This is a genomic window from Pseudomonas sp. B21-036 (assembly GCF_024748925.1).
Classification (GTDB): domain Bacteria; phylum Pseudomonadota; class Gammaproteobacteria; order Pseudomonadales; family Pseudomonadaceae; genus Aquipseudomonas; species Aquipseudomonas palmensis.
This window is the reverse complement of sequence record NZ_CP087178.1, coordinates 5,163,966-5,188,791: the sequence shown is the minus strand read 5'-3', so window position 1 is coordinate 5,188,791 and position 24,826 is coordinate 5,163,966. Positions and strand designations below refer to the sequence as shown.

The window sequence follows — 24,826 nt, the reverse complement described above, 5'->3', positions numbered from 1 at the left end:
TTTCAGTCGGCCAGGGCGATCGGGCCGATCTCGTTGAATACATCGCCAGGGCCGGGGTTGTCGGCGTGGGTGCGGCCACCGAAGTGGTTCATGATGCCCCATACCGCGTTGAGCGAGGTCTGCACCGCGCCTTCGACCCAGGCCGGGGTCCAGGAGACGTCGTCGCCTGCGATAAAGATGCCGCGCTGCTCGGCAGGCAGGTCCTGCTGCATGAAGTGCGCGTACATGCGCTGATTGTAACGATAATGGCCGGGCAGGGCGCCCTTGAACGCCCCCAGGAAATGCGGGTCGGCTTCCCACGACACGGTGATCGGGTCGCCGATGATGTGCCCGGCGATATCGACCTTGGGTAGATCTTCTTCAGGGCGTCCAGCGCCAGTTTCACGCGTTTTTCCACCGGGTGCGGCAGCATCTTGAGCGCATCGCTCATCCACGAGTACGACAGGCAGATCACCCCCGGCCTGTCGTCGCCGTTGTCGAACAGGTAGGTGCCGCGGGTGAGGCGGTCGGTGAGGGTCATGCTCATCAGGTCGCGGCCGGTCTGCGGGTCCTTGTCCTTCCAGAACGGGCGGTCGACCATCACGAAGGTCTTGGACGACTGCATGTAGCGGGTGCGGTCCAGGGCCATCCACATCTTCTGCGAGAACAGCGACTCCTCGCACTCGATCTGGGTGGTCAGCAGCCAGCTCTGACAGGTGGTGAGCACCGCGGCGTAATGGCGGGTGACGCCCCAGGTGTCGGTAACGGCCAGGCGCCCATCGTCGGCGCGGGCGATGCTTTTCACCCCTGAATGTGGCGTGCCACGGTGCAATGAGCTGAGGCTGGTGCCTTGCGGCCAGTGGGCGCAGCGTTGCGGCACATGCCGCCAGATGCCCAGGGGCACCTGCTCGACACCGCCCACCACCAGGTGCTGGTGATCGTCGCAGTTGGTCATCACCACGCGGAAGATCTCGAGCATCGAGTTGGGGAAGTCGGAGTCCCAGCCGCCGGTGCCAAAGCCCACCTGGCCGAACACTTCGCGGTGCAGGAAGCTGAGCTTGGCGAAGGCCTTGGAGGTGGCGACGAAGTCGTAGAAGGTGCGGTCGTCCCACAGCGGCACCAGGGTGTTCCACAGTGCCTTCAGGCGCGGCACGTCGCGATCGCGGATTGCCTGCTGGATGTCGCCGAAGCGTGCGCCATCCTCCAGCGCATCGGCCCAGGCATCGGCCACTTCCTGGAACAGTGCCGGCAGGTCGCTGAGTTTTTCGGCGTAGTGGGTCTGGCCCTCGAGGTCGATCACCGTGCTGCCGGAGGCGGGGGTCAGCGGGTTGGGGAAGGGTCTGGTCTCCAGGCCCAGCTTGTCGACGTAGTGATAGAAGGCCGTGGAAGACACCGGGAAGCGCATGCCACCCAGCTCGGCGACGATGCCTTCGGCGCCGGAGAAGGTCTGCGAGCGCAGGCGCCCGCCCATTTTCGACGCCTCGTACACCACCGGCTTGAGGCCCAGCTTCATCAGCTCGTAGGCGGCCACCAGGCCGGCGATGCCGGCACCGACGATGGCCACCTCCTCACCGTGGCGCTCGGCGGGAATGCTGCCCAGGCCGGCCGGGTGCTCGATCCAGTCGTCGAAGGCGAAGGGGAAGTCCGGGCCGAAGATGGTGACCGGTTTTTTTGCCGTCGGCGGGGTGGCGATTGTTCTTGTTCATGGGAGACCTTGCCAGGGCTGCGCGGGGAGCGGAGCTTGAGTATAGGAAATGCTGGCGGTCATTCTACGAGGGGAGGGTGTTGGTTATTAAGATGCAGAGTGTCGTCGTTTTGTGGGGATTTTTGTCATTGTGACGGGATGCTTGAGCAGAGTGATGCCTTCGCCGGCAAGGCCGGCTCCTACAGGTTTGCGAGCACCGTTAGCATGCTTGCCAGCGAAGGGCCCTATCTGTTCCCCGCTAACCCATGTCAAACCGGTTGGCCGCGGTCCACCTTGCTGCTGAGGATGATCGAGGTGGTGGTTTTCTCCACGCCCTCGACACTGCCGATCTGGTCGAGCAACTGGTCCAGTTGTTCGGGCGAATCGCTGCGCAGCCACGCCACATAGTCGAACTCGCCACTGACCGCACACAACTTCTGGATCTGCCCCATGGCGCTCAGGCGGCGTACCACCTCCTTGCCCGAGCGGGGGCGCACAGTGATGCCCACATAGGCCTGCAGGCCGCCGTCGATCACGCGCTGGCCAAGGCGCACGCCGTAACCGCTGATGACGTTGGTTTTCTCCAGGCGCGCCAGGCGCGAGGTCACGGTGGTGCGGGCAATGCCCAGTTGCCGGGCAAGCATGGCCACGCTTTCGCGGGCGTTGATCTGCAGGGCGGCGATCAGTTGACGGTCGATTTCATCGAGGGCGACAGGGCGGGTGGGCATGGACAGGGATCGTTTCTTTCGCTTGGGAAGTGGGCCGATTAAGGCAGCTAATCGACCCACTGTCCACGCCGGTGCTATCAGGGCGCGGCCTTGAAGCAGTGCTCCAGCCCCGGGAACTCCCCGCTGCGCACCTCGCGGGCGTAGTGCTCCAGTGCCTGTTCGATCTGCGGTTGCAGCTCGGCATAGCGTTTGACGAAGCGCGGCTGGTACTCGCCGAACAGGCCCAGCAGGTCCTCGGTCACCAGCACCTGCCCATCGCACGCAGGGGATGCGCCAATGCCGATGGTGGGGATGTGCAACGCTTCGCTCAGGCTGCGGGCCAGCGGCTCGGCGATGCCCTCGAGCACCACCGAGAACGCCCCCGCCGCCTGCATGGCCAAGGCATCGTCGCGCACCTTGGTTGCGCTTTGTTCATCCCGCCCCTGGGCCTTGAAGCCGCCCATGCTGTTGACCTGCTGCGGCATCAGGCCCACGTGCGCCATCACCGGAATGCCACGGCGCACCAGAAATTCGACGGTGTGGGCCATTTCGGCGCCGCCTTCGAGCTTGATGCCCTGTGCACCGGTTTCGCGCAGCACCCGGGCGGCGCTGACAAATGCCTGCTCCGGCGAGGCCTGATAGCAGCCGAACGGCAGGTCGACCACCACGCAGGCGCGCTCTGCCCCGCGCATCACCGCCTGGCCATGGGCAATCATCATGTCCAGGGTCACGCCCAGGGTGCTGGGCATGCCGTACAGCACCATGCCCACCGAGTCGCCGACGATGATCAGGTCGGCATGGGCATCCACCCAGCGGGCCATGGGCAGGCTGTAGGCGGTCAGCACCACCAGGCTGCCGGCGCCCTTGCGCTGCTGGATGGCGGGAATGGTCAGGCGGTTTTGACGTACATGGGTGCTCATCGACAAGTCTCCGATCAGGTTGTGCAACGGGTCGCGGCGCAGGCTACCATCGGCACTTTTGGCTCACTTGAGCAAAGGGGACAGCTGATGCCGCAAGCGGGACAGATACCGCAGGTGCCGCCCGTACCGCTGGCGCTTTCGCGCCCGGTGCAGCGGCGCATGTTCGGCATACCGGCAGGTTATGAAGTGCAGATGCACAGCCATGACTGGGTGCAGTTCACCTATGCCAGCGCCGGGATCATGCAGGTGCTGACCGAGCGCCACAGCTATCTGCTGCCGCCGCAGTGCGCGTTGTGGATTCCGCCAGGGGTGCAGCACACGGCGTTCAGTGAGCAGGCGCTGGCGTTTCGCGGGCTGTACCTGGATGCCGCGGTGCTGCCGGGCGCTCGCCGTGACTGCGCGGTACTGCAGGTGACGCCGCTGGTGCGCGAGCTGATCGAACGGGTCAGCCACTTTCCCGCCGACTACCCTGACGACGGGCCGCAGGCGCGCCTGCTGCAGGTGCTGGTGGACGAGTTGCAGGGGCTGGCCGAAGCACCGTTCAGCCTGCCGCTGCCCAGCGACCCGCGCCTGCGCCGGATCACCGATGCACTGCAGGCCGAGCCTGGGGACAACCGCACCATCGAGCAATGGGCGCAGCAGGTGGGGGCATCGCGGCGCACCCTGGTGCGCCTGTTTCAGGCGCAGACCCAGCTTTCATTCCGTGAATGGCGCCAGCGCCTGCGCTTGCTGGCCGCATTGCCGTTGCTGGCGCAGGGCATGAGCGTGACTCGGCTGGCGAATGAACTGGGGTATGACTCGGTGTCGGCGTTCATCGGGTTGTTTCAGCGCCACTATGGGAAGACGCCGGGGGTGTATGCGGCCAGTTTGGGGACGTGATTGTGAAGCTCTGAGGGCCGGAAACGCAAAAGCCGCGCAATGCGCGGCTTTGAGTATGGTGGGCCCACACGGACTAGTGTTTAGCGTAATTGGCGAAATGGTTGGAAGCTGAGCACTGTACCGCCAGGGTATGTTTTTTGTACCGCGGAGCGGTCAGGTTTTTCGGCCATGACGTTGTTCTCCTGGTAAAAATGTGATCAAGGTTGTTGCAGGGTGGCAATTACACACCTAAGATGCCCGCCTTCTCTCACCCGACAGCAAAGGAGGTACATCATGCAACAGTTGATCACCCTTTGCAGGTCGCGCCTGGCTTGAACGCATTCGCCGCTATTCGTTAGCGGTACCGCAACGCCCGGCCTCTGGCCTGCCAATCCGAACATCTTTTTGTTTCAACCCATCAGGATTGGACTATGGGCACTTGCATTCGCAATTTGTCCGACGGCGCCGTATTGGTCGCCGCGGACGACACCTGGATCGAAGGAAAAGCGATCCAACAACTCGAAACCACCGCTCGCCTAGGGGGCATGCATCGGGTGGCCGGCATGCCGGACCTGCATCCGGGGCGTGGCTATCCGGTCGGCGCGGCATTCTTTTCCGTGGGGCGTTTGTACCCGGCGCTGGTCGGCAATGACATCGGCTGTGGCATGGCGCTGTGGCGCACGGACATCCCGACCGCCAAGCTGCATCTGGACAAGCTGGAGAAACGCCTTGGCAACCTCGACCTGCCGCTCGACGAGACGTGGCAGGAGGCCGTCGCCAGCTTCGGTTTGCCTGCCACGGGACACGAGCGTTCTCTAGGCACCATTGGTGGTGGTAACCACTTCGCCGAGCTGCAGCAACTTGATGAAAACTACGACGATGCGGCCCTGGCAGCCTTGGGCATCGAGCGCAAACACCTGCTGTTGCTGGTGCACAGCGGCTCGCGTGGTTTGGGCGAGGCGATCTTGCGTGAGCAGGTCGACCTGTTCGGTCATCACGGGCTGGAGGCGGGCAGCGAGGCCAGCACTCATTACCTGGGCCGGCACGACGGCGCGCTGCGTTTTGCCGAAGCCAACCGTCAGTTGATTGCCCGGCGCATGCTCGACCGCTTGCGTGCCGATGGCGATGTACTGCTCGACATCAACCACAACCTGGTGTCGCCAGCGCAGGTCGACGGGCTCGATGGTTGGCTGCATCGCAAAGGCGCCACACCGTCGGATCAGGGGGCGGTGGTGATCCCTGGTTCGCGCGGCGACTACAGCTACTTGGTACAGCCGATCGCCGACGAGCGCAGCCTGTTATCCCTGGCCCATGGCGCCGGACGCAAATGGATGCGCAGCGAGTGCAAGGACCGCCTCGCCTCGCGCTACAGCGTCGAGCAACTGAGTCGTACGGCACTAGGCAGCCGCGTGATCTGCGCCGACCGGGCGCTGATCTACGAGGAAGCGCCGGAGGCCTACAAGGCTATCGACTCGGTGGTGGGTGCCTTGCGTGAAGCGGGGTTGGTTCGCGTGCTGGCACGACTGAAACCGGTGCTGACCTACAAGACGCGCGGAGGGTGCTGCTGATGATCCTGCTGCAACTCTCGGCGGCTCAGGGGCCGGAAGAATGTGCCCTGGCAGTGGCCAAGGCATTGCTCAGGCTGCAGGCCGAAGCGGATGCCCAGGCCGTGGCGGTACGGATACTCGAAGAAGAGCCGGGGTCGCGGCGCGGTACCTTGCGCTCGGTGTTGCTGGCACTGGATGGCGAGCAGGCCGAGCGCCTGGCGGATCACTGGACGGGCTCGCTGCAATGGACGTGCAGCAGTCCGTACCGGCCGGGGCATGCGCGCAAGAACTGGTTCTTTGGGGGCGCACGGTTTGCGCCACCGGCACCGGAATTGGCGAGCGAGATCCACTTCGAGACCTTGCGTTCGTCCGGGCCGGGTGGTCAGCATGTCAACACCACCGATTCGGCAGTGCGCGCAACGCACCTGGCCAGCGGCGTCAGCGTCAAGGTACAGAGCGAGCGTAGCCAGCACGCCAACAAACGCTTGGCGCTGCTGCTCATCGGGCAACGCCTGGCGCAACAGGCAGAGCAGGTCGACAGCGAACTGCGCGCGGAGCGGCGGTTGTTCCATCACCGCATCGAGCGTGGCAATCCACGTCGGGTGTTTCGCGGCGAGCGCTTCGAGCCGGCTGACGAGTAGATTGTGTGCGAATAGTCGTCGAGCAAAAGTCAGGCCGGGCGGCGTAGGCGATGCCGGCCTCACAAAAACGGATGAGGAAAGGACCCGGCTCGCACTCGGGTTTACGAGTTGCAAATGAGCACTGCGTATCTGAGGCGATCCCGCCAAAAACGCAAAAGCCGCGCAATGCGCGGCTTTGAGTATGGTGGGCCCACACGGACTTGAACCGTGGACCAAAGGATTATGAGTTGCCAAGAAACACTGCAAGCCCGGTGAAATCGACCATAGCATAGCGCATGTACAGTAAGCTGAAAGCACCATCGTTGCTGGTGTTTAGCGTAATTTAACAGAGAAAGTCCGAACTGGGCACTGTACCGCTGGTGTACTGGGCTGTGACGCCCCAAAAGAGCAAGGCCATGCTTTCAGGAAAAGATTGATTCGAGTCTTCTGTGTAGCCGCTCCAGGTCTTTGGTCTCGCATTCCCAGACCACCTCTGTGCTCCAACCTAGAGACCGCAAGGCTTTTTGAACCTCTAGATCCCGCTCCGCATTTCTGGAGAGCTTTGACAGCCAAAATTCAGATCTAGATTTTGGTGTGTAGGCATATCTGCAATTGGGGTGACGATGCCAAAAGCAGCCATGTACAAAAAGGCACAGATGGAACTTCGGAAATACCAAGTCAGGCGAACCGGGGAGATCTCTGCGATGTAATCTGAAACGTAAACCCATCGCATGGCAAGTCGAACGCACGATGATCTCCGGCTTCGTATCTTTGCCACGGATTCGCCTCATGATGCTGGAGCGTTGAGCTGGTGAGACGATGTCCGCGCACATTTTAGGCCTGCTCGATGGGGAAGCTAGTCTTGAGCCACTTGGTCAGCTCGGTTGCACTCTGCAATCCAGCCTCCTTGAGTAACTCAACAATATCCCTTCCCGAAAGAATCATTACGGGATGTCCATCTTCTACGATCTCCTTGTAGGCTTGAGAGTTCACCCACGAGGTGGTGATCAGAACCCCGAACTGCCGATGCCGGAGCCGTGATATCAATCGTGAAACCTTGCTGACACCTACCGAAATTTCAGGCTGGTAGCACTTTGCTTCAATCGCATAGTCAACCAGAACCGATGACTCTGGCCGTCCAATGCGTAATTTGCCAATACCATCGCGTCCTCCGTCCCGATAGCGTCTGGTCAGATCGAGCTCGACCGTATCTGGCAGGCATTGCCTGACCAAGTGAGCTGCGCAGACCTCGAAGGCATATGGGTCTGCTTGGAAGTAGCTATGCAGAGTCTGTAGCATCCGAAATTCTGAAGCTGAGGAGGGTAACTGCTCTGCTTTCGACCGTATTGGCTGGGTGCGCTTACTAATCAGTGGCTTGAAACGTCCACTCTTGGTCCAGTCTATCCACTCCTTCGGAGCGTGTTTGCTGTCGATCCCACGGATTGAATGATTGATAATGTCGCTGAGCCATGCACGGGGAATTTTGGAGATGTCCAGGATAGTGAAGGTCGCTCGATAGTTCTGAAAGCGCTGCCCCTCACTGGTGTGCCAGACGCTGATCAGGTCATCGTTATGGGTACTCCCGATGGTTCCTGGAACGACCAAGCCGCGGAAGATTTTGTCTCGATAATTTCCGGCTTTGGTGAACACCAAAATGGGAGGTATACGCTCTCGCTGGCCGGAATGCAGACTTTCAAAGATCAGCTCGAGTAGGTTGTTTCCGTAGCGCTTGGTCTGGTCCAGTTTGCGGCCAGGCTCCTTGTTGTCACCGTAATAGGTGAAGGTACCCGTTGAGAGATCTAACTCATCAGGCCAGTCAGGATCCTGCAGACTGGACACCAATGTGATGAGCAACGGATCGTCTCGCTTCCCTCTGATGCGGAAACCGCCTTCATTGCTGACCTTCAGTAAATGCGTCAGTGGTTCGTCGCCTGCGTTGCCTTTCCGACTGCCGGCGTAGCAGGCGTCAATCAGTAGGTCGGCACCCTCCAGCTCGCTCAAAGAAAAAACCTGGTTGCTGCTCATTTTTTAGACTGCCCCTTAGCCGTAAGGACTTGAATGGTGCCGGTAACCTGGTAACCTGGCTACAACGATAAAATGGAACGTTTTCCAATGGATCAGATACGCGCATTTGATATGTTCTGCGGTGCTGGCGGTGCCAGCCTAGGTGCCCGTGAAGGCGGCGCCACAATCGTCGGGGGGGTTGATCTTTGGGGGCCGGCAGTCGAATCGTTTCGTCTCAATTTCCCCGAAGCCCACGTCTTCGAACAGGATCTTCGCAAGCTCACTCCAAAGCAGGTTCTAGCCAAGACAGGGCCTATAGATCTGCTGATCTCCTCCCCTGAGTGCACCCACCACACCTGCGCCCGTGGTAACAAGCCACGTTCGGATGAGAGTCGTGATACTGCTTTCCAGGTCATCCGATATGCGAAGGTAATGAAGCCTCGCTGGATCACCCTGGAAAACGTTGTGCATATGAAACCTTGGTCGCGCTATGGTGAGCTGAAGAAAGCACTGGAGAAGCTCAAGTACAACGTGCATGAGCAGATCATTGATGCCTCCCACTACGGCGTTGCCCAACGCAGAAGGCGGCTGTTCATGATTGCTGAACTGCGAGGTCAACCTGAGGCGATAGAACCCCTGAATCCGTTTTATCGTAACGTCTGGGACATTTTGGCGCCGGAAGGCACATATAAGATGACTCCGCTCAGAACCCCGCGGCGCGCTAAAGACACGCTTGCACGAGCTGATAGGGCTATAGCCGAGCTGGGAGAGAACAAAGCGTTCCTCATCGTCTACTACGGTTCCGACGGTGGAGGCGGCTGGCAACGGATGGATGAGCCGCTACGTACGGTTACCACCATCGACCGTTTCGCTTATGTAACTCCTACCCCCAGTGGGCATATGATGCGTATGCTTCAGCCGGATGAACTTCGCAAAGCCATGGGGTTTCCTGATAATTATAAATTTCCCGACGTGACTAGGCGTGAAAAAGTTAAATTAATGGGGAACGCTGTTTGCTCTCCTGTAATGGAGGCGATAGTTGCATCGCTCCTTAAGGGTGCTCAAGAGCACAAGGCGGCTTAATTATTTGGCTCGGGCTTAACTGTCTTTTATGTCGAAAAGGATTTTTTATGAATGACAATCAAAAATCACCTCCTTCAATATTTCGTCCTAGAGCAAGGATAATGAAGACTTTAGGTGAGGAGCTGATTAGTAATGATACCGTTGCCATAATAGAGTTAGTAAAAAATGCTTATGACGCGGACGCAAAAGACGTACTCATAAAGTTTGACGATAATGTTGAGGAAGGTAAAGGTTTTGTTGAGGTAATCGATAATGGCGCCGGCATGGATATCAACACCATCCGAAACGCTTGGATGGAGCCAGCAACACCTACAAAGAAAAAAGATAAGAGTAGCCCTAATGGCTCGCGGAGAGTATTAGGAGAGAAAGGTGTTGGCCGCTTTGCCGCGTCGAGACTGGCAAACTCGCTTGAACTGATTAGCAAAAAATCTGCAAGTCCCAATGAAGCGTATGCGTTCTTCGATTGGACCCAGTTTGATGATGAAGAAAAATTTCTTGATGAAATAAAAATACAAACTGATGTGCGTGCGCCAAAAGAAATATTGCCGAATGATTTTTTTGATGTAAATAGTCAACCTCAAGGAACAATTTTGAGGATGAGGGGGCTGCGAAATACTTGGGATGAAATGACTTTTCTTGCTTTGCAGCGAGGATTGTCACGTTTGGTTTCCCCTTTTTCAGAAGTAGATGGATTTAAGATAAGAATATCTGCCCCTAGCTCGCATAGTAAATTCTCGAAAAATATCGAGCCGCCTCAATCAATAAAATACCCACATTACACGGTCTCGGGAAGAGTCAACGCCGACGGTAGTTTCAAGCTGGTTTATACTGTTGTTGCTAATGGAGACCCTATACCACTGACAGGCCGATTAGTTCCTACATCTGATGGGCGTTGGGAGCTGGTCGGAGAGTCAGCTCTGCCCGACAAAGAAAATTTCCGATCACCAGAGTGTGGCCCGCTAGACATTGAACTTAGGATTTGGGATAGGGATGATCTTGGCAACATTGTGCAGATGGTAAAAAGCTCGATTTCGAATGTAAGGAAAGATCTAGACTCTTTTGCGGGTGTAAACATTTATAGGGATGGCTTTCGAGTTCTCCCTTACGGCGAACCAAACAATGACTGGTTAAGGTTAGATTTGCGTCGTGTACAAAATCCAACACTTAGACTGTCCAATAACCAAATATTTGGGTATGTTCAAATAACTGCGGATGGAAACCCGGAGTTAAAAGATCAGTCGAACCGGGAAGGGTTGAGGGAAAGTCAAGCTTATTATGATTTGCGAGAGATCATGATTACGATACTTTCTCGGATGGAGACGTACAGACGACAGTACAAAAAGAAAGCAGATCCGGGTGGGTCTAAGACCGAACAAACAAACAAGCCAAGTCTTTTTGATCCAATAGATTTTGACCAGATTAAGTCTCATTTGTCAGATAATCACCCGTCTGACAAAGTTGCATTTGAAATGGTTCAGAAAGTCGAGAAAGATTTTGCCAGTAGATTAGGTGAGCTCAAGCTGGTAGTCGCCAGGTATCACGGCTTGGCGACCTTAGGTCAGCTAATTGATGGGCTGCTACATCAAGGTCGGCACCCTTTATCAAAAATTGTGGGCTATGCTAAGTTGGGGTACGATAGTGTTGCTCGGGAAATATCCAAGTCTATAGAAAGACCGAACTTAACATCTCTACTAGATCGCTTTGAAAAAATACTGAAACAGGGCCAGGTCCTTGATGGTGTTTTTAAACGGATAGAACCTTTTGGCGGTCGAAGGCGAGGGCGTCCGGCCCAGCTATACATGGAGCAAATAATCAAAGACTCTCAGGAGTTGTTAAGTGATGATTTTACGAGGCTGAAGATTAAATTCACCATTTCAGATACTCAGACACTCGTTAAAGTAGACCCCGCTGAGCTGCAAGAAGTATTCGTTAATCTTATGCAGAACAGTTTGTATTGGCTGAGCTTGGTCCCAGATAATTCCCGCATCGTTGCGGCTACCGTGAAACGAAACGCTGACACTTCGGTTGAGATAATCCTTGCTGATAGTGGCCCAGGCGTGGCTTGGGAAAATCGAGAGTCCATATTCGAACCATACTTTAGCACCAAAAGTGATGGAGTCGGGCTTGGGTTATCTATAGTTGGCGATATTGTGAGCGACTACTACGGCGGAAGCCTGGAACTGATGGAGAGCAATTCGCTGGGCGGCGCTGCATTTAGAATTACTTTGCGCAGGAGAGTTTAATGAGTAATAAATGGAATTTTTTGATCGTAGACGACGACGAAGAAATACTGGAAATGCTCAAGGAGACTTTCGAATCTGAAGGTTTTCTGGGAGACTCCGTTGTCTCGTGCGTGACTGCAAAAAGCTTTAACGAAGCGCTTGTGTTGGTCGAAAACAGCAGCTTTGATCTTTTAGTTCTCGATCTTCAAGATGACGCAGAGGATGATGCAAGTTCTGAGAGTTACGGAGGTGAAAGAATTCTTGCAAGCTTGAAGCAGCATCAATTTACCCCTGTTGTTTTTCATACTGGCTACGCTGAAAAAATCAAGGATCTTGAAGGTCGTTTTGTTAAGGTTGTCAGAAAGGGCGCCCATGAAGAGCTTAGTGCGGCAGTTAAATATTCCTTCGATACAAAACTACCAAGCCTGATAAGGTACATCAAAGAGCAGCAGAGGAAGTACCTCTGGGATCATGTCGAGAATGGTGGAATTTCGGCTGATGACTTGAGCGAAGACGGTGAGGTTGCATATCTTCTAGCGAGACGACTTGCTAGCTCATTGAGTTCAAGTTCAATAAGAAAATTTTTCAATCCGGAACATGACCTTGGCCTGGAAAAAATCCACCCTGTTGAATACTATATATATCCTCCAGTGAGCTATGGAATTGGGCTAGGAGATATTGTTGTAGATTCCGAGCAGGGCGGGTTTTACTTAGTTGTTAACCCTGCGTGTGATTTCGCCCAAGGGAAAGTTGATAATGTTTTGTTGGTGCGCTGCACCCCCCTCAAGGAAATTCCTGAGCTTTCGAGCATTAGGGAATTAATAATGCAAAATTCGGCAGTCAGCAAAACAAAAAGAACTGAGTTGAAAGGTATTCTGGCTGATAATAGAAAGTTGGCAGGATTGCAGCCGGAAAGATATAAGTATTTGCCTGGAACCTCGTTCCTTCCGCATTTGGTTGCCGATTTTCAAATGTTGTCTCAGGTGCAGTACGGCGAACTCGAAGCTTTCGAAAGATATAATCGGGTTGCGACTGTTGATACGCCGTTTGCAGAGGCAATACAGGCTAAATTTGCAAGGTATTACGGACGTTTCGGTGTCCCGGATATCGACTCCGAGAGGTTAGTAGCTATGTTGATCGCCGAGATTGAGGCGGATCAAAAGGGTATGGCTCATACCGCATAAGAACTTTGAGAGTTGCTCCTGAAGCTCTCTGCTGAGGGGGCAGCTTTTGGCATTAATTAAGCGTTCTAGCTTATTGTTCATTGTGTAATTTGGCTCAGTGACATTGAACTGCCGCGCAAGGTGATCGGTGAGGCTAATATTGGCTTTCAGTCGTGGCCGACTGCCCGTTTGCGACTACAGCGCCTTCCGCGGGCATCAAATGTAAGTCGCGATTCCCCTCGCATCCTTATCCCTGCCCAAGTGGGTCATCGTGAATTTGCGGTAGTCTTAGACCTCTTCTACTCCCAGATAAGCTGCCATGGTCAATCTGAGTGGCCGTTCGTCTTCTCGGGCTCGGGTAGATTCAGGTCTGGCCAGCCAGACTCCTTAGCGGTTGGGATGGGCCTTGAAGAGCTGACAGAGGAGTGGTTCTTAATGAAGGCCTATTTTTGCACTGGCCCCTAGCACGGTACGTTGCGGCGGCCTTCAAGATGCTACATCCTAATTTTGATGCAGGGCATGATGAGGCTTGTGGTGCTCAGAAAGTCGCGGCAGCGACTCCCTGCTTTGAGTGCTACAGGCGCGAATACGCAAGTGAAGTTAGCTAGCCGACTTGTCGGTTAGCTAACTTCACCTGTCTTGCCCTGAATATTCGTGTAGCTGAGATGAGCGTCAGTAGTGAACTCAGGCAAGCAACATGTGCGCTAGAGCGTTTAATTATGAGCTGATCGCTTGAACAACGGAAATGGTCGGTTGTTGAACTCTAGAACAACGATTGTTCGGCTAAGCAACGGTGCTCAATAGCTAATGAACACCGCAGTTTATGGGTAGTAATTTCCTGGCGTAACGACGAAAAGCTTGATAGCCAAAGTCGATAGATCCTTCATCATGCAAAGTCTTCCAGATCCCTAGTAAGGACCAACCACCTTCAATCGCTTGCAGAATTTCCTCGCGTAGCAAGATGAACTTGGCCAAATTGGTACTCGGGTCTGAAGGAGGGTAGGTCGCGATTACTCGTTCTGCGATCCGTATGGTAAGGGGTTTCATCTCAACCTCATGGATGACTAAACCTCAGAGCTAGGGCCTGGTTTCTCATTTGTCAAAATTCGGACTGGTGATATGCCAGAGCTAGACCTATTTGTCCTTAACTTCTTCAAGTACTCCTTTCCTACGGTCGACCGGTTCTCGTTCTTGACACTTGACGGGCCTATTTCCGGGTTGTCTGCCGAGGTAAAGTGAGGTGCGTTATCGTCACGCGTAGGTTTCCCCGCAGGTGCTCGGTCCTTGAAGTTGTAGCTGCCATCTCGATATCGCTTGATGATTCCGTGAAACCACCGGACTGCTGTAGTTTTGATAGATCCCGCTTTGATCGCAGCCGACAGTTCGTCCAGCATGCGTTGCTGGTCAACGGGAGCAACCTGCTCCAGCGCCTTGAAAATTTGGCTTCTCGTTTCAGCTGATACCAATGCCGTCAACCGCAGCGGCGGACCATCGGCTACCGGTACATCGTCGAGGGACGTAGTAGTTTTCTTATTTCTTGGTTTTATTGTTTTGTTAGTATTTATATGTGCTTGTTTTCCCTGGTGCGGCTGCTCCGTGTGCGGTTTATCCATGTTCGGGTTATCGCAATATGGTGCAGCGGAGGCTTGGCTATGGGGCTCGTCAGATATATGCCATACCGTTTTTGCGAATCGTCCGCGGGAGTCATGGGTGCGCTTGATGCTCAAGTAGCCTGCGTCCTCCAACTCCTGCAATCCGCTCCTGGTTGCGGCTGTGCCAGTGCCGTTTTTCTTAGATAGCGATTCCACCGTCAGGTATGGGTAGCCTGGAGGTAGTGATAGTAATTTCACAAGTAGGCCCAACGATTTCCAACTCAGGTTTGAGTCGCTTATTACATCGTTAGGGATAATTGTGAAATGGCTGGATACCTTTCTTTTACAACTAGGGATATAGACATCTTCGTCAGCCCTGCTCAAGCACCTTGGCTACATCTGCGGTTCTGAATAAATCCTCCTGCCAATTCTCACCTTACAGGGGAGGAATTTTCTCGATACCTCATTGTCGCCACTCAGACTGATCCTCAAGCCATCCTTGCTTCTGTGTAGCACCTCCGCAAGCTGTTCGAGGGACAAAAGTGGAGCCCCAGAGAATAAGTCGCGTATATATTCTTCAGTGGTCATGCTAGGTGTCCTCCGCTTAATTTCGCATATCCTATGACACCTAGCGCAAATTTATAAAGAACTTTTTGAATATTGGCTTGACAGCTGGATAGTTTAGCTATAGTTCTCCGTTCTTGTTTTAGCTCAACTTATTTAGAGTCGTAGCTGTTTTAGCCGCTAAATTTTAACTTCACTTGGTGTGGTGCGGCTATAGTGCTGGGGTTTAGCTAAACTGTTTTGAATTTTTAGCTAAACTTTTTTGTTTTTTGACATGTTGTCCAGCCGGGCTACTAGATCTTCGGAGCGTAGATGTGTGTATCTTTTCAACATTTGCATCGATTTGTGGCCACTAATGCTTGATACCTCTTGGTCGGAAAGACCACCTTCCACCAAGCGGCTGACAGCCTCATGCCTCAAGTCGTGAAATCTAAAGTCGGATAGCTGGAGCTTCTTAACCAACAGCCCCCAGATTTTTGTGAACGCATAGGGGCGGCGCTTTCCATCTCTACCGGGCTCACCGAAAAACACCAGGTTGCACTCGCTAGGGCGAGCTGGATTCATCATCGCGGCTCTGAAAAGCTCTGTGGCTCGCTTGCTCAGTGGCACAGTTCGTTGACCATCATTTTTCGTGTCAACCAGTCTTACGATGCGTCGCTCTATATCCACCTGAGGTCTGCGTAGCGAAGCGATTTCACCTGAGCGCATGCCAGTTTCCAGAGCGATGCCAACGATCCACCCAAGCATTGGATTGCTATGCCGATTCACCTCTGCGAACAGCCGCCGTTCCTCATCCGGCGAGAGCCTACGATTGCGACCCTCCCCGGGGCTTGGCTTGCGTATATTCAACACGGGGTTAAACGTCAGGCCCAGCCCCCACTCCTGGATCGCGACCGTGAAAACGTGGCTCAGTAGAGCCAGCTCCAGGCGAACGGTGTTGTTGCTGGTCGTGCCTGCGCGGCCTGGCTCGTTAAGGCGCTTGTCGCGATAGTTGGCAATGGTTTCAGCGGAAAGGGCTGCGAGAGAGTACTTGCCCAGATGTTCCGTTAGCTTTTTAGCCTTGGAGATCTCACCGCGTTGAGTCGTAGGCTTCTTTGTGGGTGTAATGTCGGTCAGGTAGCGCTTGAGCGCTATTTCCAGCGTCATGCGCTCAGAGCCGCTGCGCTGGATGTACACACCGCGCACCATCTTCGGTGCGTCGTGACCAGTCCTCAGCGTCGCGTTTGGTGCGGAAGGTTTTGGCGTTGGTCGGCCATCCGGTCTTGCGGATAACGGCCTTCCAGGTGCCGGCAGGGGTTTTGACGATTGTAGCCATCTGAAGGACTCCAAAGGCGTGCAAGCGAAGCCGCACTGTACCTAATTTGTACCTTTAGACCATAGGACTGTATCTGAGGTGGTTCCGCCAAAAACACGAAAGCCGCGCAATGCGCGGCTTTGAGTTTGGTGGGCCCACACGGACTCGAACCGTGGACCAAAGGATTATGAGTCCTCTGCTCTAACCAACTGAGCTATAGGCCCCAGTGGTCGCGGATTATAGCGAGGGTTTCGAGGCTGTGCTATCCGAAAGATCCGAAACTGCCCGGCGTAGAAAGGTCGCGGCGAATTCAGGCGCCGCCAGCGGCAGGCTGACGATGTAGCCCTGGATCTGTTCGCAACCCTCGGCCGCCAGAAATTGCTGCTGCGCCTGGTTCTCCACGCCCTCGGCGATGATGGTCAACTGCATGCTGCGCCCCAGCGCAATGATCGCCCGCGCAATCGCCGCATCGTGCGGGTCATCCGGCAGGCCGCGGATAAACGACTGGTCGATCTTGAGGATGTCCAGAGGCAGGCGTTTGAGGTAACTGAGCGAGGAGTAGCCGGTGCCGAAGTCGTCGATGGCCAGTTGCACACCGATGCGCTTGAGCTGGTGCAGGATGGCCAGCGCCTCCTCGGCCTGGCTCATGATGAAGTTCTCGGTGATCTCCAGCTGCAGGTCACCCGCCTTGAGCTGGTGAGTGCGCAGCAATTGCTCGATGCGCTGTACCAGCAACGGCTGACGCAACTGCGCGCCCGCCAGGTTGACCGACAGCGGCCCGAACGCAAGGTAGCTGTGCTTCCACGCTTGCATCTGCCGGCACGCCTGCTCCAACACCCAGTCGCCCAGCTGCAGAATCATGCCATTTTCTTCAGCCAGCGAGATGAAGTGCTCCGGCGGTACGTCGCCGAAGGTCGGGTGGCGCCAGCGAATCAGGGCCTCGGCGCCCACCAGGCTCTGGGTCTTGAGGCTGAACTTGGGCTGGTAGCTCAGGCTCAGTTCCTTGCGCTCGATGGCGCGGCGCAGTTCGTGCTCCAGCGCGATGCGCTCGGCGGCCTGGGCGGTCAGGTCGCGGGTGTAGCTCTCGACCCGGTTGCGCCCCTTGGCCTTGGAGCGGTACATGGCCGCATCGGCGTTGCGGATCAACGAGGCCACGTCGGTGCCGTCCTGGGGGTACAGGCTGGTGCCGATACTGGCACTGGTGAAGAACTCGTGTTCGCCGGCCTGGAACGGTGCGCCAAAGCAGGCCAGTAGCTTGTTGGCGATATGCTCGGCATCGCTTGGCTGGTGCAGGCCGGGCAGCAGGATGATGAATTCGTCCCCGCCCAGGCGTGCCACGGTGTCGTTGTCGCGCACCTGTTCTTTCAGGCGCTGCGCGATTGCCTTGAGCAGCAGGTCGCCGACCGGGTGGCCGAGGCTGTCGTTGATGTGCTTGAAGCGGTCCAGGTCGAGGAACAGTACCGCGCCCTGGCGACCCGAAGGCTGTGGGCTGCTGAGTGCGGCCTGCAGCCGGCTTTCGAACAGGGTGCGGTTGGGCAGGCCGGTGAGGGGGTCATGGTGGGCCTGGTAGTCGAGCTCGGCCTGGGCATGCTTGAGGCTGGAGATGTCGGCGAACACGGCGACGAAGTGGGTGATCTCACGCTCGTGATTGCGCACGGCGCTGATGGTCAGCCACGCAGGGTAGAGCTCGCCGCTCTTGCGCCGGTTCTGGATTTCGCCCTGCCAGTGGCCCTCGGCGGTCAGCTGATGCCACAGGGCGGCGTAGAAGGCGCTGTCGTGCTGGCCCGAGGCGAGCAGGCGCGGGGTCTGGCCCAGCGCTTCGAACTCGCTGTAGCCGGTGATTTCGCTGAACGCGCGGTTGACCGCACTGATGTGCTGGTCGATGTCGGTGATCAGTACGCCTTCGGCCGTGTTTTCGAACACAGTGGCCGCCAGTTGCAGTTTTTCCTGCATCAGATGGCGCTCGGTGATGTCGCGGGCGATGGTCAGCATGCAGTCCACGCCGGCAATCGGCAGCGGCCGCGCCGAGACCTCGCACAGGCGGATCTGCCCGTCGGCGCGGCGGATGTGGCAGCTGAAGTCGCGTACGAAGCCGTTTCGGTTCAGCAGCTCGAGCAGTTGCCGGCGCTCGTTGAGGTCTACCCAGATGCCCAGCTCCAGGGTGCTGTGGTCCAGTACCTGGCTATCGAAGCCGGTGATGCGGCAGAACCCGTCGTTGACCTCGATCAGCAGCCCGTCGCTCTGGCGCGACAGCAGCAGGCCGTCAGGCGAGGCGTGGAAGGCCTTGGCGAACTTTTCTTCGGAGGTCTGCAGTTGCTCCTGGGTCTGTTTGAGCTGGCTGATGTCGCGCACCGCCACCACCAGCGCCGGGGTGCTGTCCAGGTCGAATATCTCCGCCGAGGTGAGCCCGGTGAACAGCTGGCCGTTGCTGCGCCGAAAAGGCATTTCGAGGTTGCGGATATTGCCGCCCTGCAGGCGCTGCAGCGGGGCTGGCCCCTGGTCTTCGATGCCCCACAGGTTGAGCTCGGCGGCGGTGCGGCCGATCACCTGGTCCTGGCTCAGGCCGATCTGGTCCTCGAAGGCTTCGTTGACCTCCAGCAGGCAGCCATCGCTGACCCGGGCGATCAGCAGGATGTCGGGGCATTGCTGGAACACCGAGGCGAACTTCTGCTCCGACAGACGCAGGGCCTGCTCGGTGTTCTTGGTTTCGCTGATGTCGATCATCAGCCCGCGCATCACCGGGGTGTGCCCATGCTCGATCAGGCTGACGATGTCGCGTACCCACAGCACCCTGCCATCGGCGCGGATCACCCGGTAGTCCAGGCTGTGGTCGCGGCCGGCGGCGGTTTCGCTGTCGCAGTAGGCCTGTGCCCAGAGGGCGTCGTCCGGGTGCAGGATGTCGCGCCAGAAGCCGGGCTTGAGCCATTGGCTGATCGGGTAGCCGAGCAGGTCTTCGGCGTGGGGCGAGACGTAGCTGTAGGTGAAGTTGTTGGCATCGGCTTCCCAGGCAATCGCCGAGAGGCTCTCGACCAGGCCGCGGTAGTGGTACTCGCTGCTGCGCAGCTCCTGTTCCAGGGCTATGCGCCGGGAAATTTCCGAGCTTAGCCGGCGGTTGACGCGCATCACCGCCGCCAGTATCGCCACCAGCAGCAGGATGCCGGGCAGGCCGTAGAGCAGCAGGTCGCGCCAGCGGTTGCTGTTTTCCAGCACTTTGCCGACCCAGCGCTCCTGGATATGATTGAGCTCGGCCGGGCTCATGTCGGCAATCACCTTGTCGAGGATGCCGATCAGCATCTTCTGTTGGCGCGGGGCCGCCATGGCCAGCTGGTAGCGGTAAGGGGTTTCGCCGCTGACGTAGAGCCCTTCGAGCTTTAGCTGGCGCAGGCTCCAGACGCTGGAGGCGAGGTCGCCGACCACGGCATCGACTTCGTCGGTGGCCAGGGCCTGAAGCGCCGAGCTGACATTGGGCAGCGCCACCAGGTTGAGGTCGGGGTGGTGGGTACGCAGCAGTTCGTGTGGGGCGTAGTTCTCCACCACGGCGACTTTCAGGCCGTACAGCTCCTTGAGGTCACGTGGCCTGGGCCCGCCTTCGTGGGCCAGGATCACGATGGGGAAGTCGAGGTAAGGGCGGGTGAAGGCCAGGTAGCCCTGGCGTTCGGGGGTGGACATGATGCCGGGCAGCAGGTCCAGCTGGCCCTGCCGGGCCTGTTCGAGCACGGCCGACCAACTGCTCGGCTCGATCGGCGTGAATACAACACCCAGGCGCTCCTGGATCAACGCAATGTAGTCGGCGGCCAATCCCTGGTACTTGCCGTCCTGGTCACGGTATTCGAAGGGTGGCCAGGATGCGTCGACGCCCAGGCGCAGCTGCGGATGCGCACTGAGCCAGGCTTTCTCTTCGTCGTTCAGGGTCAAGGCGCCGGCCGCTGCACTCCACATCAGCAGGAGGGGCAGCACGAGGGCCGGCAGTCTGGGCATAGCGGCCTCGTCACTCAAGTGGATAGATTCGAGTGTAGACGGGGGTTTGACCGAAGGGCGAAGAACGCAGGGGTTAAAACGTCAGGGCCTGAAAAAGAAAAACCCCGGCATTTGCCGGGGTTCGTCATTACTCGTCGAGGAAGGAGCGCAGATGCTCGCTTCGCGTCGGGTGGCGCAGCTTGCGCAACGCCTTGGCCTCGATCTGACGGATCCGCTCGCGGGTCACGTCAAACTGCTTGCCTACCTCTTCGAGCGTGTGGTCGGTGTTCATGTCGATACCGAAACGCATGCGCAGCACCTTGGCTTCACGTGCGGTCAGGCCGGAGAGCACGTCCCGGGTCGCTTCCTTCAGGCTTTCGACCGTGGCCACATCGATTGGCGACTGCATGGTCGAGTCCTCGATGAAGTCACCCAGGTGCGAATCTTCGTCGTCACCGATCGGGGTTTCCATGGAGATCGGCTCTTTGGCGATCTTCAGTACCTTGCGGATCTTGTCCTCAGGCATCTCCATGCGCTCACCCAGCTCTTCCGGGGTCGGTTCACGACCCATTTCCTGCAGCATCTGCCGGGAAATGCGGTTGAGCTTGTTGATCGTCTCGATCATGTGCACCGGAATACGGATGGTGCGGGCCTGGTCGGCGATCGAGCGAGTGATCGCCTGACGGATCCACCAGGTGGCATAGGTCGAGAACTTGTAGCCACGACGGTATTCGAACTTGTCCACCGCTTTCATCAAGCCGATGTTGCCTTCCTGGATCAGGTCGAGGAATTGCAGGCCACGGTTGGTGTACTTCTTGGCGATGGAGATCACCAGACGCAAGTTGGCTTCGACCATCTCTTTCTTCGCGCGGCGGGCCTTGGCCTCACCGATCGACATGCGACGGTTGATGTCCTTGATCTCGGCGATCGTCAGGCCGGTCTCTTCCTGCAGGTCGATCAGCTTTTGCTGGCAACGCACGATATCGGCGTCCAGGCGGCCCAGTGCTTCGGCCCACTTGGCGCTGCGCTTGGACAGATCGCCGCTCCAGGTGGTGTCCACTTCGTTGCTCGGGAACAGACGCAGGAAGTCGGCACGTGGCATGCGGGCATCACGCACACACAGTTGCATGATGGCGCGTTCCTGGGCGCGCAGGCGCTCCAGGGCGCTGCGCACGCGCTCCACCAGTACTTCGAACTGCTTGGGCACCAGCTTGATCGGCATGAACAGCTCGGCCAGTTGCAGCAGCTCGGCAATGCCTTGCTTGCTGTGGCGACCGTGCTTCTTCAGGACCTTGGCGGTTGCTTCCAGCTGGTCGGCGACAGCGCCGAAACGCTGCTGGGCGACGACCGGATCGGGGCCGCTTTCGACCTCGTCCTCTTCATCGCTGGCGCCTTCCTTCTCTTCTTCCTCGTCGTCGTCCGCATCGGCCTTGGCCGGGGCTTTTGGATCGACAGGCGGCGGTACTTCGGCCGGCGGCGCGATGCCGTCATCCGGGTCGATGTAGCCACTGAGCACGTCGGACAGACGGCCACCTTCGGTGGTGACGCGGTCGTATTCGCCGAGGATGTAGTCGACGGTGCCCGGGAAGTGCGCAATGGCGCCCATCACTTCACGGATACCTTCTTCGATACGCTTGGCGATTTCGATTTCGCCTTCGCGGGTCAGAAGCTCGACGGTACCCATTTCACGCATGTACATGCGCACCGGGTCTGTCGTGCGACCGATATCGGTCTCCACGGCCGCCAACGCTGCGGCAGCTTCTTCGGCGGCGGCTTCGTCGGTATCGGCCTCGGCCAACAAAAGGGCATCCGCATCCGGAGCACTCTCGAATACGTTGATCCCCATGTCGTTGATCATGCGGATGATGTCTTCCACCTGCTCCGGATCTGAAATATCCTCTGGCAGGTGGTCGTTGACCTCCGCGTAAGTCAGGTAGCCCTGCTCACGACCGCGGGTGATCAACTCTTTGATGCGAGACTGCTGTTGCGCTTTTCCGGACATAACACCCTATCCACTGAAGGTCTTGGCGGGCAAAAAACAAGCCGAGGATTATACCCGAGCTAGGACCTCACGCGCCAGTTGAGGTCGGGGTTTGTGCGGGAACATTCCGGCTTAACAGGTCACGCAGCTGATTTTTCTCGTCTGCGCTCAACTCACTTTGACGTGCTTTCCTGAGCAGATGTTCCAGGCTGCGCTCGCGTTGGCGAGCGGACAAGCTAGTTATGGTGTCGAAAAACTGTTGTTCAAGGTTGTCGGCATCGATCAGCCATTCCTTTTCTGCCAATGCGCGCAACAATCGGCCCTGTTCGGTGCCGTGCCAACGCGCGATCAGCTGTAAGGAGCGTAGCTCAGGATTCTTTTGCAAGGCTTCGAGCAACGCCACCAGCAACTGGGCATACACATGCTCTTCAGCGGCGAAATGGCTGGCATCCTCGACCTTCTTGGCCAGTTGTGGGTGGTGCATGAGGGTGCGCAGGGCGCTCAAGGTCGGCGGTTCCACCGACGTCGGCACCCGCGGCGGTGGCTGGAAGTCGCGTTTGCCGTTCTTGTCCCACGGCTTGCCCTTCTTGTCCCAGGGCTTGCCTTCCCACTTCTTCTTCTGCCCGCCCTGGCTTGGTGTCCATTGTTGCTGCTGCGGCTGGAAATGCTCGGGCTGGTGGAAGTCGCTGTAATCCGGGCTGTAGTCGGGAATCGCATCGTAGTCGATGCCCGGGTCGTACGCCGGTGGCGCCTCGCTGGGGGCGCTGTGGGCGAGCTGTTCGACCTGGTGCAGGTCCAGGCCGGTTATTTCGCGCAGGCGGTTGCGCATCAGGGCCTTGAGGTTGGCACCGGGCACTTTGTCGATCAACGGCGCGGCCAGGGTCACCATGTGCGCCTTGCCTTCGAGCGACCGCGGGTCGGCTTCTTCGGTCAGTTGCTGGAAGAAGTAATCGGCCAGCGGCTGGGCATGCTGGTTGATGCGCGCACGGAAGGCGTCGGTGCCCTCGGCACGCACCAGGGTGTCCGGGTCTTCGCCTTCGGGCAGGAACAGAAAGCGCGCCTTGCGCCCGTCCTGCAGGCTCGACAGCGTGGCTTCCAGGGCGCGCCAGGCGGCATTGCGGCCGGCCTGGTCGCCGTCGAAGCAGAACAGCACGCTGGGTACCACGCGGAACAGGCGCTTGAGGTGGTCTTCGCTGGTGGCGGTGCCAAGGGTGGCCACGGCATTGCGCAAACCTTGCTGGGCCAGGGCGATGACGTCCATGTAGCCCTCGACCACGATGATCTCGTCGAGGTTGCGGTTGAACTTGCGTGCCTCGTACAGCCCGTAGAGCTCCTGGCCCTTGTGGAACACAGGGGTTTCGGGGGAGTTCAGGTACTTGGGCTTGTCGTCGCCCAGCACCCGCCCGCCGAAGGCGATGACCCGGCCACGGCTGTCGCGGATGGGGAACATCACGCGGTCGCGGAAGCGGTCATAGCGCTTGCCGGTCTCGGCATTCTCGATCAGCAGGCCGGCGTCGACCATGGCCTTTTGCTGCAGGGCGTCGCTGCTCAGGTGCTTGAACAGGTTGTCCCAGCCCGGCGGCGCGAAGCCCAGGCCGAAGTCGCGAGCGATTTCGCCGGACAGGCCGCGGCCCTTGAGGTATTCGACGGCCGAGCGGCGTGTCGGGTGGTTCTTCAGGGCCTGGCGATAGAACTCGGCAGCGGCTTCGAGCAGCGGGTACAGCGGCGAATCGGTGGGCTGGCGGGGCTTTTGCCCGCGGCTGCTCTCTTCGCGCGGCACTTCCATGCCGGCGGCCTTGGCCAGCTCTTCGACAGCCTGGGGGAAGTCCAGGTTGTCGTGGTCCATGATGAAGCCCAGGGCATTGCCGCCGGCGCCGCAACCGAAGCAGTAGTAGAACTGCTTGTCGGGGCTGACGCTGAAGGAGGGGGTCTTCTCCTTGTGGAACGGGCAGCAGGCCGTGTGATTCTTGCCGGACTTTTTCAGGTTTACACGCGAACTCACCACGTCGACGATGTCGGTGCGGTTGAGGAGGTCGTCAATAAAACTCTGGGGAATCAGCCCGGCCATGGCACTCTCGTCATCAGGCGACAATCAAGTGTAATCGCTAATGCTGCGGGAACAGCGACGCATTCGATGCAAGCTCGAATGACGTGACACAAAAAAGGAAAGGGGGTGTGCTCGTCTGCAGCCGGTGAAGGCTCGTCAGGGGTGACGTGCACTGCTGGCGGTAAGGCCAGGTCTGACGTGTAAGGCAGGCTTGCCCTTGCTGCATAGCAGTTTGGGCATCTCAGGCGCTCGACCCGAAGGTCCAGGCCAGAGGAAACAGCATCAACTGCCGACAGCCCGGCTTGCACCGGGCATGGCAGAAGCTGGCGACGAACGTCTGTATCAGTACAGACGAACGGCGCGGCGCTGTTCGCGCTGAACTTTCTTGGCGTGGCGTTTGACAGCGGCTGCTGCCTTGCGCTTACGCTCGGAAGTTGGCTTCTCGTAAAATTCGCGGCTACGAACTTCAGCCAGTACACCGGCTTTTTCGCAGGAGCGCTTGAAACGACGCAGAGCTACGTCGAAGGGTTCGTTCTCTTTAACTTTGACGGCTGGCATCCAGAGCTACCTTCATTCATTACCGGGGGTCAACGAACTCGTGGCA

Annotated in this window: 15 protein-coding genes, 1 tRNA gene and 3 pseudogenes; 6 read left to right on the top strand and 13 right to left on the bottom strand. The window is 57.7% G+C overall.

Translation table 11 applies throughout. From position 1 onward, the window contains the following. Positions 1 to 2: 2 nt before the first annotated feature. The 3 genes and pseudogenes from LOY33_RS23700 to panB all read right to left on the bottom strand — a co-directional run bounded on the left by LOY33_RS23700 (position 3) and on the right by panB (position 3,290). A pseudogene (locus LOY33_RS23700) lies at positions 3 to 1,685 on the bottom strand (flavin monoamine oxidase family protein). A gap of 247 nt (positions 1,686 to 1,932) precedes the next feature. Then, entirely contained in the window at positions 1,933 to 2,391 is a 459-nt protein-coding gene (locus tag LOY33_RS23695) for an Lrp/AsnC family transcriptional regulator (RefSeq protein ID WP_258660256.1), read from the bottom strand. Between the two features lie 77 nt (positions 2,392 to 2,468). Continuing rightward, positions 2,469 to 3,290 (bottom strand): 3-methyl-2-oxobutanoate hydroxymethyltransferase, encoded by an 822-nt coding sequence (gene panB / locus LOY33_RS23690; protein WP_043863699.1) that lies wholly within the window; start codon positions 3,288 to 3,290, stop codon positions 2,469 to 2,471. A gap of 87 nt (positions 3,291 to 3,377) precedes the next feature. Here panB and LOY33_RS23685 point away from each other — a divergent pair, with 87 nt between their 5' ends. From LOY33_RS23685 to prfH, 3 genes are all read left to right on the top strand, one after another. Continuing rightward, positions 3,378 to 4,169, top strand: coding sequence for a helix-turn-helix transcriptional regulator (locus tag LOY33_RS23685; protein WP_116052342.1), 792 nt, complete (start codon positions 3,378 to 3,380; stop codon positions 4,167 to 4,169). Between the two features lie 410 nt (positions 4,170 to 4,579). Further along, on the top strand, positions 4,580 to 5,716 hold the full coding sequence (locus LOY33_RS23680) for an RNA ligase RtcB family protein (protein ID WP_011531823.1): 1,137 nt from the start codon (positions 4,580 to 4,582) through the stop codon (positions 5,714 to 5,716). Beyond that, on the top strand, positions 5,716 to 6,336 hold the full coding sequence (gene prfH, locus LOY33_RS23675) for a peptide chain release factor H (protein ID WP_258660254.1): 621 nt from the start codon (positions 5,716 to 5,718) through the stop codon (positions 6,334 to 6,336). Before LOY33_RS23680 ends, prfH begins: the two co-directional genes overlap by 1 nt. A 401-nt stretch (positions 6,337 to 6,737) precedes the next feature. Here the strand turns inward: prfH and LOY33_RS23670 are convergent, their stop codons facing one another. Together LOY33_RS23670 and LOY33_RS23665 are read right to left on the bottom strand one after the other, a co-directional pair. After that, positions 6,738 to 7,148: a very short patch repair endonuclease gene (locus LOY33_RS23670; protein ID WP_019471268.1), complete on the bottom strand. Its 411-nt coding sequence runs from the start codon at positions 7,146 to 7,148 to the stop codon at positions 6,738 to 6,740. Between the two features lies 1 nt (position 7,149). After that, on the bottom strand, positions 7,150 to 8,340 hold the full coding sequence (locus LOY33_RS23665) for a restriction endonuclease (RefSeq protein ID WP_258660252.1): 1,191 nt from the start codon (positions 8,338 to 8,340) through the stop codon (positions 7,150 to 7,152). Positions 8,341 to 8,427: 87 nt separating this feature from the next. Between LOY33_RS23665 and LOY33_RS23660 the strand changes: the two genes are divergently transcribed. From LOY33_RS23660 to LOY33_RS23650, 3 genes are read left to right on the top strand one after another with little or no spacing between them, the layout of a single operon-like run. After that, complete coding sequence (locus tag LOY33_RS23660; protein ID WP_258660249.1) at positions 8,428 to 9,402, top strand: DNA cytosine methyltransferase; 975 nt, start codon at positions 8,428 to 8,430, stop codon at positions 9,400 to 9,402. Between the two features lie 47 nt (positions 9,403 to 9,449). Then, positions 9,450 to 11,645 carry an ATP-binding protein gene (locus LOY33_RS23655; protein ID WP_258660246.1) on the top strand — a complete coding sequence of 732 codons (2,196 nt, stop codon included), beginning with the start codon at positions 9,450 to 9,452 and terminating at the stop codon, positions 11,643 to 11,645. Beyond that, positions 11,645 to 12,808 carry a hypothetical protein gene (locus LOY33_RS23650; protein WP_258660245.1) on the top strand — a complete coding sequence of 388 codons (1,164 nt, stop codon included), beginning with the start codon at positions 11,645 to 11,647 and terminating at the stop codon, positions 12,806 to 12,808. The genes LOY33_RS23655 and LOY33_RS23650 overlap by 1 nt, the downstream gene beginning before the upstream one ends. 783 nt (positions 12,809 to 13,591) lie before the next feature. On the opposite strand, the gene LOY33_RS26155 is transcribed toward LOY33_RS23650, so the two are convergent. The 8 genes and pseudogenes from LOY33_RS26155 to rpsU all read right to left on the bottom strand — a co-directional run bounded on the left by LOY33_RS26155 (position 13,592) and on the right by rpsU (position 24,780). Then, positions 13,592 to 13,834 (bottom strand): TraK family protein, encoded by a 243-nt coding sequence (locus LOY33_RS26155; RefSeq protein ID WP_196305291.1) that lies wholly within the window; start codon positions 13,832 to 13,834, stop codon positions 13,592 to 13,594. Positions 13,835 to 14,749: 915 nt separating this feature from the next. After that, a pseudogene (locus LOY33_RS23645) lies at positions 14,750 to 14,967 on the bottom strand (DNA-binding protein). Between the two features lie 228 nt (positions 14,968 to 15,195). Continuing rightward, positions 15,196 to 16,258 (bottom strand): annotated as a pseudogene (locus LOY33_RS23640) (site-specific integrase). A gap of 126 nt (positions 16,259 to 16,384) precedes the next feature. Continuing rightward, positions 16,385 to 16,461 (bottom strand) — tRNA-Ile (locus LOY33_RS23635). 13 nt (positions 16,462 to 16,474) lie between these two features. Next, the gene (locus LOY33_RS23630; protein WP_258660244.1) at positions 16,475 to 20,215 is read right to left on the bottom strand and encodes a bifunctional diguanylate cyclase/phosphodiesterase; all 3,741 of its coding nucleotides are present in this window, start codon (positions 20,213 to 20,215) and stop codon (positions 16,475 to 16,477) included. A 127-nt stretch (positions 20,216 to 20,342) separates the two neighbouring features. Continuing rightward, the gene (gene rpoD / locus LOY33_RS23625; RefSeq protein WP_043863742.1) at positions 20,343 to 22,196 is read right to left on the bottom strand and encodes an RNA polymerase sigma factor RpoD; all 1,854 of its coding nucleotides are present in this window, start codon (positions 22,194 to 22,196) and stop codon (positions 20,343 to 20,345) included. A gap of 67 nt (positions 22,197 to 22,263) precedes the next feature. Next, complete coding sequence (dnaG, locus tag LOY33_RS23620; protein ID WP_043863743.1) at positions 22,264 to 24,243, bottom strand: DNA primase; 1,980 nt, start codon at positions 24,241 to 24,243, stop codon at positions 22,264 to 22,266. Between the two features lie 321 nt (positions 24,244 to 24,564). Then, positions 24,565 to 24,780: a 30S ribosomal protein S21 gene (gene rpsU / locus LOY33_RS23615; protein ID WP_002551877.1), complete on the bottom strand. Its 216-nt coding sequence runs from the start codon at positions 24,778 to 24,780 to the stop codon at positions 24,565 to 24,567. Positions 24,781 to 24,826 lie beyond the last annotated feature (46 nt).